The sequence below is a fragment of the Massilimicrobiota sp. An105 genome (genome assembly GCF_002161155.1).
In the GTDB taxonomy this organism is placed as follows: Bacteria; Bacillota_I; Bacilli_A; order Erysipelotrichales; family Coprobacillaceae; genus Allocoprobacillus; species Allocoprobacillus merdigallinarum.
Window position 1 is genome coordinate 19970 of the sequence record NZ_NFLY01000033.1, and the last position, 12094, is coordinate 32063.

The following is a 12094-nucleotide window of genomic DNA, read 5'->3' on the forward strand; positions in this document are numbered from 1 at the left end:
CTTAGTCCCTCTTTCTACAAAGAATGTGGATTGGTGTTCCTTCAAAACCAAATGCATCACGTAAACGATTTTCTAAATATCGCTTATAGCTAAAATGTAAGTATTGTGGATCATTTGTAAACAAAACAAATGTTGGTGGACAGACACTCACTTGATTGGCATAATAAATCTTTAAACGTCCCCCATTAAATGTTGTGGTTGGATTCATTGTTTGCGCATCAATCAAGACATCATTTAAGACACTTGTCGCCACACGTTTTTGACTATTGGCATAAACCTCCTGAATCATCGGTAACAACAAATGAACACGTTTTTTATCTTTAGCCGATACAAAAATAATAGGTGCATAATCCAAATATTTGAATTGTTCACGAATCTGACTTTCCATTTTTTTCATTGTCTTAGAATCTTTTTCAATCAGATCCCATTTATTGACTACTAAAATAACAGCTTTCCCTGCTTCATGCGCATAACCAGCTACATGTTTATCTTGTTCTATAATTCCTTGATTCCCATCAATAACCATTAAGACAACATCACTTTTTTCTACAGCTGATAAAGCACGTAAAACAGAATACTTTTCAACATTTTCATAAATTTTTCCTTTTTTACGCATTCCTGCTGTATCAACAACACAATACTTCTGTCCATCTTTTTCAAAAGGTGTATCAATAGCATCACGTGTTGTTCCTTCAATATCTGATACAATGACACGTTCTTCACCTAAAATGGCATTCGTTAATGAAGATTTTCCAACATTTGGTCTTCCAATCACTGAAAAACGAATCACATCATCTTCTTTTTTTTCATCCACAGCAGGCAATTGATGAATAATTTCATCTAAAACATCTCCAATACCAATACCATGACTTCCTGATACTGCAATTGGATCACCAATACCTAAACTATAAAAATCATAAATATTATCTTTAAATTTCTGATCATCTATCTTATTAACAGCTAATACAATTGGTTTTCTTGATTTTTGTAGTAAACGAGCAACGAAAAGATCTTCTTTTGTAACGCCTTCACGACCATTGACAACAAATAAAATAATATCTGCTTCTTCTATAGCAATTTCAGCCTGCATTTTGATTTGTTCAGTAAAAGAAGCATTTTCTAATTCAATTCCACCTGTATCAATGATTTTAAAATCACGTGTCAGCCATGATGCATCCGCATAGATACGATCACGTGTAACACCTGGAGTATCTTCAACAATGGAAATGCGTTGACCAACAATACGATTAAAAATTGTTGATTTCCCAACATTCGCTCGTCCTACAATTGCTACAATTCCTTTTCTCATGATTATTCACTCCCTATACTCTCTGTTCTACAAGTTGCATCACTTTTGCAACAACTTCTTCCAATGTCATATCTGATGTATCAATTTCAATGGCATCATCAGCTTTTTTTAAAGGAGAAATAAGACGGTTCATATCTTGTTCATCTCTTAAAGCAATCTCTTTTTGAATGTCTTCTAAATTGGATTCAAGACCTCTTTGCAAGTTCTCTTTATGACGACGTAATGCTCGACATTCAATGCTGGCAACCTGATAAATCTTTAACTCAGCATCTTTTAAAACAACCGTTCCAATATCTCTACCATCTAAAATCACACCGCCACCTTGAGCCATTTGTCGCTGCTTATCAACGAGAAAAGTTCTGACTGCTTCATATTGAGAAACAATACTTGCTCCCATTGACACTTCATTTTCACGAATAGATGATGTGACATCTTCATGATTCAATTGAATCGTTCCATCTGGAAACATTTGAATATCTATATCCTTTAAAAGTGCTGATACACCCTGTTCATCATGGAAATCAATATGATTTAACCAGGCATAATAAGCGACACAACGATACATAGCTCCAGTATCTATATATGTATAATTTAAATTCTTAGCTACCATTTTGGCAATTGTTGACTTTCCAGCAGCAGCTGGACCATCAATAGCAATTGAAATTCTTTTCGTCATATTCTATAACCTCACTTTTCAAAACCAACTGAATTCTTTAAAAAAACAACTGTTTAGCAATAAAGAATGCTAAAACAATAAAGATCACAATAAAAACAATAATCACATAATTTAAAATTGTCACTAATTTACTATCTTTTTCTTCTTCTGTATCTTCTTCTACAATGTGTTCTCTTTGTTTTTTAACTTTCACTTCTTCTTTATGTTTAGTTTTTTCTACTTTTTCTGGTTTTGTTTTTTCAACTTTTTCACGTTTTGTTTTTTTCTTATCTTCCTTCATAAAATCCGCAACAGTCAAACCTTCTTCATATTTCTTTAACTCCTCAGCATCTTCTTCTGGCGACATTGCAGCTAATTTTTCTAATAAAGACATTTTCTTTTGTGGTTCAGCCTTTATTTCCTGTGTTTGAGACGTTTGTGCATGTTGAGGCTGATATTCCTCAGATTGTTTAATTTTATTTAAAATATCTAAACGTGTATTATATTGTTCTTTACCAACATTCACTTTTGCTTCATTTAAAGCAGATTTAATTTCTTCATTATCAGGTTTTAATGTTTCATATGATAAAGGTTCCATCAATGTATCCTGAATATCTTTCTTTTGATTTTGAGGTAAAAAAGCTAAAAAATCATCTTCTTCATCATCTTGTTCATATGTCATCTGACGATCAATTGCTACCTCTTCTTTCATTTCATCTCTTAATTCTTTATATTTATTAATTCTTGTTTGTTTCTCCATTTCGCATCACCGCCCTCATTATAACATAACTATAAAAAATTATAAAATAAACTTTCAAAATAATTCTATTTAGTATATAATAGGCGTATGAATAGGAGGTAATAAAAATGTATAAAGTTAATGAAAATTGTATTGGTTGTGGTTCTTGCACAGCAGTATGTCCAGAAGTTTTTGATTTAAACGCTGACGGTTTAGCAGAAAACATTCTAGGTGAAGTTCCTGCTGAATTAGAAGAAGCTGCAAAAGAAGCTGCAGCATCTTGCCCAGTTGATGCAATTGTTAATGAATAAGATAAAAAAGAGCTTAAGGCTCTTTTTTTAATGGATAAGAATTCATTTCGTTTTCAATTAAATGTTTTTTCATTTCATTTTGTGGTGGTTTAAAAAAGCTAATTGTATGACATTTATTACACCATATAAAATGAATACCTTCTAATTCTTTATATTCAATAAAAGGCTCTTTAGCCCCACAGATACCACAAACATTTGTTTTTCCCGGTTCTAAAACAACACTACGCATATTTCATCCTCCTTGCTTTCTATTATAATCACTTCATATCAGTCTTCAATAAACTTCATCATACAAATAACGACAAAAAAAGATATCTCTTGCAAGATATCCCTTTATTTAACGATTTCTAGCATTTTTCTTAGATAATGCCATCGTCTTTAATTCTTTCACTTCTTGAGGTTTTAACATACGATATTGTCCTGGTCTTAATCCTTTTAAATCAACTGTTCCCACACGTAAACGATGTAATCTTTTAACTGGATGATCAACAGCTTCAAACATTTTCTTAACCTGTCGATTCTTTCCTTCAATCAATTTAATCATTAACATGGTTGTTCCATGTTCTTCATCTTTACCAACAATCTTAATGCGGCAAGGTAAAGTCTTAACTCCTTCAAGATAAATACCTTTTTCTAATTGACGAACAGTCAAACCATTAACCAAACCTTTAACACTTACTTCATAAACCTTTTCTAAATGTGATGAAGGATGCATCATTAAATTTGCAAACTCTCCATCATTCGTCATCAACAATAAACCAGATGTATCATAATCCAATCTTCCCACTGGATAAATACGTTCCTTCACATCAGGCAAATAATCAATAACCGTTTTTCTTCCCAGTTCATCACTTAATGAACAAATACATCCCTTAGGTTTATAAAATACATAATAAACTTTATTTTCACTTTGAAGAGCCTTTCCGTCAATCATGATCAAATCTCCTTTTTTGACTTTAAAGCCCAACTCACTTACGACTTCACCATTGACTTCGACTCTCCCTTGACGAATAAGATCTTCAGCTTTTCTTCTTGAAGTATATCCACTCGCTGCAATTGCTTTTTGTAGTCTTTCCACAGTATCACGTCCTTTCCCTATCATTATACATAGTTTATCAAATTATACAAACATTTTTAAATAAATCATAATCGCAAATATGACAGACAAAAAATCCATCGTTAAACCTACAGGTAAAGCATAACGGGTTTTCTTCATATGAATAGAAGAAAAATAAAGTGTCACAACATAAAATGTTGTATCACTGCCACTTTGAATAAGTGTTGCTAGTAAACTTAAAGGATGATCAACACCAAACATTTCATAAAACGAATAGAGATACGATAATGAAGCATTGGCACTGACAGGTCTTAACAAACCGAGTACAAGTATATCAATAGGAATCTGTAAGAATTGTAACACTGGCTGAAAAAGATGACTCAAAAGTTCAATAGTTCCACTACTTTGAAGTAATTGTACAAAAACCATAAATGCCATTAATGTTGTAAAAAGTGTCTGAAATAATGTCAAAGCGTCTTTGACACCTTCAATAAACAAATCAAATAAAGGATAATGTTTGATTAAACCATCAATAAAGACACAGAATAATAAAATAAAAACAATCTTATTCATGATCAATCACCCTTTGTATAATCAATCCAATGATAATAATTGTAATACCAATAACTAACATATATGGGTAAAAAGCATAAATATTCTGTGAGCCCATTTGTTTTCTGATCATAAATAATGTTGATGGAAATAAACATAATCCTGCTGTATTGATAATCACTAAAGTCAGCATTTCACGACTTGGACGTTGTGGATGAGGATTGTATTCCTGAAGTTTTTGAAAAGCTTTAATACCACTCAAAGTCGCAAGTGTTCCTAAACCTAAAAGATTTGCAATCACATTAGAAGAGAGATAAGTATAAACATCATCATGTTTCATGACTGGTCCATAAATGACACGAAACAATGGTTTAAAAATAATTGAAAAATAATTCATGAATCCTGTTTTTTGAATAATGTTTAAAAAACCACCCCACAAACAAGCGGCCAGTAACACATTTAAAAGTAAATCCCATACCATAAATGGTGTATCCATTAAAGCTGTCATCATGGCTTCTTCCTGATGACGACATAAACCAATCAACAAAAAGACAACAACGCTCCATTTCCAGATTCTAGCCATTCATGCATTCTCCAAACAACATCCATGCATATTGAAAAATCATTTGTAAAGCATTTTGCTGATTGACTTCATAAATGGGATTTTCATTTACATAAACTTTTAATATATCACCCTGTGATTGCAGCGATACATTTTGACTTTCCTGTCCACAATAATAAAGATCCTGATCAATGAGAAATGAATGACCGTGATACTGATAGATTCCTTTAGATAAAACCAGTACATTTTGATATTTTTGAAAACATTCTTCATACTTTTTTTGATGAAATTCAAAATCATTTCCACAATTAAACGTCACAATAACTAAAGAAACATCATCTTTAATTGCACGTGTGACTAAGGTACGTTTTGCTTTTTTGGTATATCCTGTTTTTCCTCCAACACAATACTCATATTCTTCTAGCAATCTATTTTTGTTATGCCATGTTCCCCCACCATCTTCACGTTTATAAGTTTCTTTCATGACGATATCATTGAAAATAGGATTTTGACTACAATAAGACATAAGCAAAGCCATATCATAAACACTGGACTGATTTCCATCATCTTCTTCATCCAAACCAGTTGGATTAGAAAAATGTGTATCTGTCATATGAAGTTCCTGAGCTTTTTGATTCATCATTTCAACAAAGTGTTCAATACTTCCACCAACATTTTTTGCAATCACATTAGCTGCATCATTTCCACTTCTCAATAATAAACCATGCAATAAATCTCTTAAATTAATGCGGTCACCTATATGTATATAGATGCCACTTCCCCATGCTTCATTAACTTCTTCACCAATCTCATATTCATCATCCAGTTGTCCATTTTCAATCGCAACAATCGCTGTCATAATCTTAGATATGGAAGCAACACTCTGGACTTCATGAATATTTTTTCCTTCTAATACATTGTGTTGAGTACTTTCCATCACAATATATGATTGACCTTGAAAATCAACGGCATGTACATTGACTATACATAATAAAAAGCACAAAAAAAACATGATTTTTTTCATAGTATCACCTATAAATACTATATGAAAAAGAATACATGTTATGATTTTTTCTTCCATTCTGGATGTGTACGAATATATACAATGGTTTGATCTAAGCCATGATCATGAAGATAATGTAAAAGATGTTCTAAAAAAGCACGTGTATCAGGGTGCATAATATAAGAATATTTTCCCCTTTCATAATAAGCGAGTGGAAATGTATCTTGATATTTATCACCTTGATAAGTCTGACTGGCTGCTATACGATCACAAAACATTTCTAAAACATAGCGTGTCGGCATTTTGGCAGGCTGCAGACCATTACGTGTAAAATCGACCCAAAATTCCCAATGATGTTTATTTCTTCCCTTGTGATGTAACCAGGCTAAAGAATAACCTTTGTCACGACGTTCTACAGAATTTGGCGACTTATCACCTTGATAATACTTGATTCCTGTAGAAAATTCACACCATGAATATTTTGACATATCATGTAGTAGACCCTGTTTATATAAACCAATACGAAAGCATAGTTTCATGACTTTCCATTTATGTTTTGTTATTGTTTTGAAATGGCCTAAAGCTTTCATCGAATCACCCATATTTAGTATACAATGTTTTATATTTGAAGTAAATCTCTTTATTTTTTTTCAAACGGTGTTATAATGTAGTCGATGTGTAAGAGGAGGTTTGAGAGATGTCAATTAAAGTTGATGTTCGTACAAATATTAATGATTATGAATTAACACTTGAAAAATGCTCTGAAATTATTACATTATTACAAGATACATATCAGAATATTAGAAATGATATGTATGCTCGCTTTTTAAGCATTCGTATTTTAATCAAAACATTATCTATTGTTGCATGTTTGATTGTTTTATATTTATTAACACATAGTGCATTTTTCTTATATTCTACACCTATCTTTATGGTTGTAGCATTAATATTTGCGATAGTGAGTGCTGAATATATTACGACACAAACACGTAAACAAATTGTTATACAATTAAAGCATTACACAAAAGCACATGAACAATTATTGCAATACGAAAAAATCAAGTTATAATGACTTGATTTTTTTATTATACAGTTTACTATAAACCATCATTATTCTATTTTTAGAATTGAACTTATGATCAACTTTTATCATTTATCACAAATCTTTATTAATTTTCATAATGTCATTTCGACATATTCTACATACCCTTTGTATCTTATCTATTTATAGCTTTCTTTGTAAATAGATCATATCTATCAATTGAATACCCTGCTCATATATAGGATGGTCATAATGGTCTATAAAAAAATTTTGAATACTATGTGAACGGATAAAACCACATTTTTCATAAAAAGGAATTGTCAAAGGACTGTCTCCTGTACCAACCTGTAAAACAGAATATTTTTCTTTATATTTTTCAACAATAAATTCTATCAAAATACGCCCATATCCTTTTCCCTGTGCTTCTGGCTGAGTTGCTATATTTTTGATTTCAAGAATTTCATGACCTTCATCAGTCACAACACATTCACATTGAATACCATCATCATCTAATACATACATTGTTTCACGTTCAAGATACTGATCTATCATATCTTCCTGTTCATCAGCCAAAAGCAACAATGAAAGAAATTGTTTTTTATTTTTCTTAATTTCTTTAATTTTCATATCAACACACCTCTGTATTTTGATGCTCATTCTTTTAAACTTATATGAAAATATTTTTGAATCCACACCATTCATGAATAAAACAATGATTTGACTATATATTATTCATTATGGATTTGTTTTAAATATTCTTGTATTTGTGATGCTAAAGAAACTGAACGATCAATAATATGATGCGTCATGCTTTCCTGATTTTCAAAATCTATGTTTGTTTCTAAAACAATTTCCACAATGGAATATTTAGGCATTATTTTTTGATTATGATTCCATTTTGTTTTCTTTAATATTTTCCAGTATTTTCTTTGAATATCTGCATTTTGTCCCATTAACCATAATTCAAAATTGAAGTTTTTCATGATTTAATACAATTCCAAACCTTAGTTTTTGATCTCTTAAATACTGATTAAAAAAAGCAAAATAAGTATAATCTAAATATCCAAATGAGATATTTCCTGTATTATAATCTTTAGGAAATTTTGATTTTAATTATTCAACATATTGAATCAAAGTCAAATAAGCAGTTTGTATATATCCTTGATTTAACTGTTCTTTATATATTTCCAAACATTTTTGAATATCCTTTTTCATTAAAAGATTCTCCATTCTTTCATATTTTTTATTTGATAACTATTTATGTCATTTTATGTGCTGTTATAATTGTATAACTCAATGAATTGATAGTGATCTTGATTTGATCAACCTCACAATACCAATTTTTACCACGTTTATAAATATGACAATTTTTGTCTAAAATCTTATTTCGACAGTACGCCACAACATCTTGTGTATCAAGTTTTAAGTTTCTTTTTATTCTTTCTATTCCTAATTCTGTCGTATGAATCTTATCAATATGATCAAGCAATACTTTTTTCTCTTCCATCACTTTTTCTCCATCAATACCTACTTATTTCATAAGTTTTTCTAATACTTTTCTGACATTATGAGCAGCATCTTCCTGGATTTCAATAATTCTTGCCCCTCGACTTTTCGCAACTTCTCTTAAATCAACCGCAATCGCTGTATGATAAGAACACCCAATCACCAAAAAGATATCATCTGGTGTTAAATCATATACCATTTCATAAGCTTTTTGGTAATTTGGTGCAGGATCTCCATATAATACAGGTTTATTATATAATGACCAGGCAATAGACATTTCATCATCATCAGGTAAACCACCATGCATTTCTAAAGCATCACTGCCCGCAAGTTTATGTAAACCATCAATATTCATGGTAATGACTGGAATATGATACTGAGCTAAGGCATAATGGGCATCATTAGGTTTCGCTCCATTCATATTGGCTTTCAGTTGTCTAATGACTTCATTATATTCTTCATGATGCGTATTTGCATAATCTCTAAATAATTTTTCTCTAATATCAGGTCTTTCCATAAATGTTGGAATATTGGATTGTTTTGATATTCCTGCTCCTGTAAATGCAATTATTTTCATAGAAATCATCTCCTTTAAATATTGTATACTATTTCCATTTGTTTTTATATAAAAATATTTGATAAATCATTTATCAAATATAAAATCAACATTTTGCCATTTCTTCTCTATTTTTATCACATTGACAATCATCGATATGTATGTTAATATCATATCGAAGAATATAGATATGAGGTGATGATATGGATAAAGATTATGAACAGGAAGCAAAAGTTTTCAAAGCATTTTGTGATCCTAATCGTTTAAAAATTCTTAATATTTTAAAAGATGGAGAACATTGTGCATGTAAACTTTTAGAAATTCTTGATGTAAGTCAATCTACTTTATCACACCATATGAAAATATTAACAGATGCAAGGGTTGTGAATGTAAGAAAGGATGGCAAGTGGTCACATTATTCTTTATCAGGTGATGGGATTGAAAAAGTTATCCAGTATTTAAAAAATTATTGCATGTAAATGATTTTTCATTTTATAAAGCCACCATTAGGGTGGCAAAAATTCAAATATATAAATCGAAATATATCGATATAAGGAGGAACTATGAAAGAAATTTGGTTATTCTTTCAAAATCAAATTTTAGGAATGAACTGGCTCAATGAATTGATTGCTTTATTGCTAACTTCTGTTGGTATAGATATCAATTCCAATATTGGAGCCAGTATTCAGTTTTTTATTTATGATGTTATAAAGATCACAGTATTGTTATGTGTATTGATCTTTATGATTTCGTATATTCAAAGTTATTTTCCACCAGAAAGAAGCAAGAAAATTCTAGGTCGATTTCATGGTATAAAAGCAAATATCATTTCTGCTTTATTAGGTACAGTAACGCCTTTTTGTTCATGTTCATCTATACCGCTATTTATTGGATTTACAAGTGCTGGCTTGCCATTAGGAGTCACTTTCTCATTTTTGATTTCTTCACCTATGGTTGATTTAGGAAGTCTTGTTTTATTGATGAGTATCTTTGGAATCAAAATTGCAGTCGCCTATGTTATAGTTGGGCTTATTATTGCTGTTATTGGCGGAATAGTTATTGAAAAAATGCATATGGAAAAATATGTTGAAGCATTCATTATGAAATCTAGTCATGTAGATATTAGCTCACCAGATCTAAGTAAAACAGAACGTCTTCAGTATGCCAAGGAGCAGGTTATAGAAACCTTTAAAAAAGTTTTTCCATATATTTTGATAGGTGTAGGAATTGGAGCCATTATTCATAACTGGATTCCAGAAGCATGGATAGAAGGCATACTCGGTGGAAATAATCCTTTTGGAGTTATTTTAGCAACAATTGTAGGAATTCCAATGTATGCTGACATTTTTGGAACTATTCCAGTCGCCGAAGCTTTACTGGCTAAAGGTGCTTTACTTGGAACAGTATTAGCCTTTATGATGGCAGTGACAACATTAAGTTTACCTTCACTGATTATGCTAAAAAAGGCTGTAAAACCCAAACTTCTAGCATTGTTTATTGCAATCTGTACTCTAGGAATTATGATTGTTGGTTATTTGTTTAACATATTTTCATTTTTACTGTATTAGGAGGAAGGCATATGGCAAATGTTGTTCATTTTAATATGATCGTCGATATCAATCAGTTATTAAAAGAAAAAGGAATAGAATATTCCATTCATGCTATTGGAGCATGTACATGCAATGGCTTAGAACTTCGACAAGATGGTAAGGAATATCCTATTGATGAAATTATTGAATATATGAATGAGTATCTGGATAAAAAATGGATGAGAGTTAGAAAAAGCAAAGAGAATGAACATATTCTTAATGTGGAATCAAAGTTTGATTATGAAAGATGAAAAGGAGAATGTCTATGAATCTATTTAAAAAGAAAGAAAAAAAGGAATGTTGTTGTAGTCAGATTGATGAGGAAAGTGTTAAAAAAGCTGAAGAATTAAAAAAAGATGATGGAATAAAAATCTTAGGCTCAGGATGTCAAAAATGTGATAAACTAGAGGAATCAGTAAGAATAGCATTATCAGAATTCAATTTTAATTTACCAATTGAACATATCACTGATTTTTCTCAAATTGCATCCTATGGTGTTATGTCCACACCAGCATTAGTATTGAATGGAGAAGTTGTTTCTTTTGGGAAAGTTTTATCAGTAGATGAAGTCAAACATATTTTATCAATAAAAATGAAAGGTCAATAAATATATGGAAAGAAAACTTAAAATTGCATTTGTGTGTGTTCATAATTCATGTCGCAGTCAAATTGCTGAAGCATTAGGAAAAAAGTTTATGAGTGACAGATATGATTTTTACTCTTGTGGAACAGAATTGAAACCTCAAATTAATCAGGATGCTGTCAGACTTATAAAAGACATGTATCAAATTGATATGGAACAGAACCAATATAGTAAATTAGTCCAAGATATTCCTCAAGTAGATATCGCTATTTCTATGGGATGTAACGTTACTTGTCCATATGTAGGTAAAAGTTTTGATGATAATTGGAATTTAGATGACCCTACTGGAAAAAGTGATGATGAATTCATCAAAATCATCAAAGAAATAGAGAAGAAAATAAAAAAATTAAATTATTAAATAAAATGAGCTTATAAGCTCTTTTTTTATAAAATCATATTGACCTTATAGTTATTGAAAGGTGTATGTTATAATAAAAGAGATCATATATAACCAATGTCGTCAATTTAAAATGGTAAAAGGATATGTTTAGCCAATTTAGTATCTAATCATATCCTTTTTGTGTTTGAAAACGCTAAAAAAGCGTACAAATACCCCTTGATTTTTGATGA

21 protein-coding genes are annotated in these 12094 nt (G+C 30.7%); 7 read left to right on the forward strand and 14 right to left on the reverse strand.

Features of this window, described 5'->3' with window-relative positions:
* Position 1: 1 nt before the first annotated feature.
* The 3 genes from der to B5E48_RS09565 are packed head-to-tail and all read right to left on the reverse strand — an operon-like array spanning position 2 to position 2724.
* A complete protein-coding gene (gene der, locus B5E48_RS09550; RefSeq protein ID WP_087244180.1) occupies positions 2 to 1309 on the reverse strand; it encodes a ribosome biogenesis GTPase Der in 1308 nt (435 codons plus the stop codon).
* A gap of 13 nt (positions 1310 to 1322) precedes the next feature.
* Positions 1323 to 1985: a (d)CMP kinase gene (gene cmk / locus B5E48_RS09555; RefSeq protein WP_087244179.1), complete on the reverse strand. Its 663-nt coding sequence runs from the start codon at positions 1983 to 1985 to the stop codon at positions 1323 to 1325.
* A 37-nt stretch (positions 1986 to 2022) separates the two neighbouring features.
* Positions 2023 to 2724 (reverse strand): hypothetical protein, encoded by a 702-nt coding sequence (locus B5E48_RS09565; protein ID WP_143747017.1) that lies wholly within the window; start codon positions 2722 to 2724, stop codon positions 2023 to 2025.
* Positions 2725 to 2831: 107 nt separating this feature from the next.
* Here B5E48_RS09565 and B5E48_RS09570 point away from each other — a divergent pair, with 107 nt between their 5' ends.
* Positions 2832 to 3014 (forward strand): ferredoxin, encoded by a 183-nt coding sequence (locus B5E48_RS09570; protein WP_087244178.1) that lies wholly within the window; start codon positions 2832 to 2834, stop codon positions 3012 to 3014.
* Between the two features lie 13 nt (positions 3015 to 3027).
* On the opposite strand, the gene B5E48_RS09575 is transcribed toward B5E48_RS09570, so the two are convergent.
* The 6 genes from B5E48_RS09575 to B5E48_RS09600 form a co-directional block, all read right to left on the reverse strand.
* Positions 3028 to 3243, reverse strand: a complete 216-nt coding sequence (locus tag B5E48_RS09575) for a hypothetical protein (protein ID WP_087244177.1) — start codon at positions 3241 to 3243, stop codon at positions 3028 to 3030.
* Between the two features lie 108 nt (positions 3244 to 3351).
* A complete protein-coding gene (locus B5E48_RS09580) occupies positions 3352 to 4092 on the reverse strand; it encodes a pseudouridine synthase (RefSeq protein WP_087244176.1) in 741 nt (246 codons plus the stop codon).
* Between the two features lie 42 nt (positions 4093 to 4134).
* On the reverse strand, positions 4135 to 4644 hold the full coding sequence (locus tag B5E48_RS09585) for a spore maturation protein B (RefSeq protein WP_087304876.1): 510 nt from the start codon (positions 4642 to 4644) through the stop codon (positions 4135 to 4137).
* Positions 4637 to 5206, reverse strand: coding sequence for a hypothetical protein (locus B5E48_RS09590; RefSeq protein WP_087304877.1), 570 nt, complete (start codon positions 5204 to 5206; stop codon positions 4637 to 4639). The genes B5E48_RS09585 and B5E48_RS09590 overlap by 8 nt, the downstream gene beginning before the upstream one ends.
* On the reverse strand, positions 5199 to 6209 hold the full coding sequence (locus B5E48_RS09595; RefSeq protein WP_087244173.1) for a D-alanyl-D-alanine carboxypeptidase family protein: 1011 nt from the start codon (positions 6207 to 6209) through the stop codon (positions 5199 to 5201). The genes B5E48_RS09590 and B5E48_RS09595 overlap by 8 nt, the downstream gene beginning before the upstream one ends.
* A gap of 38 nt (positions 6210 to 6247) precedes the next feature.
* Positions 6248 to 6778 (reverse strand): DUF5662 family protein, encoded by a 531-nt coding sequence (locus B5E48_RS09600; RefSeq protein WP_087244172.1) that lies wholly within the window; start codon positions 6776 to 6778, stop codon positions 6248 to 6250.
* Between the two features lie 107 nt (positions 6779 to 6885).
* On the opposite strand from B5E48_RS09600, the gene B5E48_RS09605 reads away from it, so the two are divergent.
* Positions 6886 to 7257: a hypothetical protein gene (locus B5E48_RS09605; RefSeq protein ID WP_087304878.1), complete on the forward strand. Its 372-nt coding sequence runs from the start codon at positions 6886 to 6888 to the stop codon at positions 7255 to 7257.
* A 156-nt stretch (positions 7258 to 7413) separates the two neighbouring features.
* Here the strand turns inward: B5E48_RS09605 and B5E48_RS09610 are convergent, their stop codons facing one another.
* The 5 genes from B5E48_RS09610 to B5E48_RS09625 form a co-directional block, all read right to left on the reverse strand.
* Entirely contained in the window at positions 7414 to 7857 is a 444-nt protein-coding gene (locus B5E48_RS09610; protein WP_087304879.1) for a GNAT family N-acetyltransferase, read from the reverse strand.
* Between the two features lie 101 nt (positions 7858 to 7958).
* Positions 7959 to 8213: a DUF7000 family protein gene (locus B5E48_RS09615; RefSeq protein ID WP_087304880.1), complete on the reverse strand. Its 255-nt coding sequence runs from the start codon at positions 8211 to 8213 to the stop codon at positions 7959 to 7961.
* Positions 8194 to 8304: a DUF7000 family protein gene (locus B5E48_RS14110; RefSeq protein ID WP_479684561.1), complete on the reverse strand. Its 111-nt coding sequence runs from the start codon at positions 8302 to 8304 to the stop codon at positions 8194 to 8196. Before B5E48_RS14110 ends, B5E48_RS09615 begins: the two co-directional genes overlap by 20 nt.
* A 184-nt stretch (positions 8305 to 8488) precedes the next feature.
* Entirely contained in the window at positions 8489 to 8737 is a 249-nt protein-coding gene (locus B5E48_RS09620; RefSeq protein WP_087304881.1) for a DUF3781 domain-containing protein, read from the reverse strand.
* 24 nt (positions 8738 to 8761) lie between these two features.
* Positions 8762 to 9313, reverse strand: coding sequence for a Sir2 family NAD-dependent protein deacetylase (locus tag B5E48_RS09625; protein ID WP_087244167.1), 552 nt, complete (start codon positions 9311 to 9313; stop codon positions 8762 to 8764).
* Between the two features lie 182 nt (positions 9314 to 9495).
* Between B5E48_RS09625 and B5E48_RS09630 the strand changes: the two genes are divergently transcribed.
* From B5E48_RS09630 to B5E48_RS09650, 5 genes are all read left to right on the forward strand, one after another.
* Positions 9496 to 9771: an ArsR/SmtB family transcription factor gene (locus B5E48_RS09630; RefSeq protein ID WP_087304882.1), complete on the forward strand. Its 276-nt coding sequence runs from the start codon at positions 9496 to 9498 to the stop codon at positions 9769 to 9771.
* Between the two features lie 84 nt (positions 9772 to 9855).
* On the forward strand, positions 9856 to 10860 hold the full coding sequence (locus tag B5E48_RS09635) for a permease (RefSeq protein ID WP_087297595.1): 1005 nt from the start codon (positions 9856 to 9858) through the stop codon (positions 10858 to 10860).
* 11 nt (positions 10861 to 10871) lie between these two features.
* Positions 10872 to 11132, forward strand: a complete 261-nt coding sequence (locus tag B5E48_RS09640; protein WP_087304883.1) for an RDAC family protein — start codon at positions 10872 to 10874, stop codon at positions 11130 to 11132.
* A gap of 14 nt (positions 11133 to 11146) precedes the next feature.
* On the forward strand, positions 11147 to 11488 hold the full coding sequence (locus B5E48_RS09645) for a thioredoxin family protein (RefSeq protein ID WP_087304884.1): 342 nt from the start codon (positions 11147 to 11149) through the stop codon (positions 11486 to 11488).
* A gap of 4 nt (positions 11489 to 11492) precedes the next feature.
* Positions 11493 to 11882, forward strand: coding sequence for an arsenate reductase/protein-tyrosine-phosphatase family protein (locus B5E48_RS09650; RefSeq protein WP_087244162.1), 390 nt, complete (start codon positions 11493 to 11495; stop codon positions 11880 to 11882).
* Positions 11883 to 12094 lie beyond the last annotated feature (212 nt).

Bases quoted from the DNA above. Each gene is read 5' to 3' on its own strand.
- der (WP_087244180.1), bottom strand. From the start codon at position 1,309: ATGAGAAAAGGAATTGTAGCAATTGTAGGACGAGCGAATGTTGGGAAA.
- cmk (WP_087244179.1), bottom strand. From the start codon at position 1,985: ATGACGAAAAGAATTTCAATTGCTATTGATGGTCCAGCTGCTGCTGGA.
- B5E48_RS09565 (WP_143747017.1), bottom strand. From the start codon at position 2,724: ATGGAGAAACAAACAAGAATTAATAAATATAAAGAATTAAGAGATGAA.
- B5E48_RS09570 (WP_087244178.1), top strand. From the start codon at position 2,832: ATGTATAAAGTTAATGAAAATTGTATTGGTTGTGGTTCTTGCACAGCA.
- B5E48_RS09575 (WP_087244177.1), bottom strand. From the start codon at position 3,243: ATGCGTAGTGTTGTTTTAGAACCGGGAAAAACAAATGTTTGTGGTATC.
- B5E48_RS09585 (WP_087304876.1), bottom strand. From the start codon at position 4,644: ATGAATAAGATTGTTTTTATTTTATTATTCTGTGTCTTTATTGATGGT.
- B5E48_RS09590 (WP_087304877.1), bottom strand. From the start codon at position 5,206: ATGGCTAGAATCTGGAAATGGAGCGTTGTTGTCTTTTTGTTGATTGGT.
- B5E48_RS09595 (WP_087244173.1), bottom strand. From the start codon at position 6,209: ATGAAAAAAATCATGTTTTTTTTGTGCTTTTTATTATGTATAGTCAAT.
- B5E48_RS09600 (WP_087244172.1), bottom strand. From the start codon at position 6,778: ATGAAAGCTTTAGGCCATTTCAAAACAATAACAAAACATAAATGGAAA.
- B5E48_RS09605 (WP_087304878.1), top strand. From the start codon at position 6,886: ATGTCAATTAAAGTTGATGTTCGTACAAATATTAATGATTATGAATTA.
- B5E48_RS09610 (WP_087304879.1), bottom strand. From the start codon at position 7,857: ATGAAAATTAAAGAAATTAAGAAAAATAAAAAACAATTTCTTTCATTG.
- B5E48_RS09615 (WP_087304880.1), bottom strand. From the start codon at position 8,213: ATGAAAAACTTCAATTTTGAATTATGGTTAATGGGACAAAATGCAGAT.
- B5E48_RS09620 (WP_087304881.1), bottom strand. From the start codon at position 8,737: ATGGAAGAGAAAAAAGTATTGCTTGATCATATTGATAAGATTCATACG.
- B5E48_RS09625 (WP_087244167.1), bottom strand. From the start codon at position 9,313: ATGAAAATAATTGCATTTACAGGAGCAGGAATATCAAAACAATCCAAT.
- B5E48_RS09630 (WP_087304882.1), top strand. From the start codon at position 9,496: ATGGATAAAGATTATGAACAGGAAGCAAAAGTTTTCAAAGCATTTTGT.
- B5E48_RS09635 (WP_087297595.1), top strand. From the start codon at position 9,856: ATGAAAGAAATTTGGTTATTCTTTCAAAATCAAATTTTAGGAATGAAC.
- B5E48_RS09640 (WP_087304883.1), top strand. From the start codon at position 10,872: ATGGCAAATGTTGTTCATTTTAATATGATCGTCGATATCAATCAGTTA.
- B5E48_RS09645 (WP_087304884.1), top strand. From the start codon at position 11,147: ATGAATCTATTTAAAAAGAAAGAAAAAAAGGAATGTTGTTGTAGTCAG.
- B5E48_RS09650 (WP_087244162.1), top strand. From the start codon at position 11,493: ATGGAAAGAAAACTTAAAATTGCATTTGTGTGTGTTCATAATTCATGT.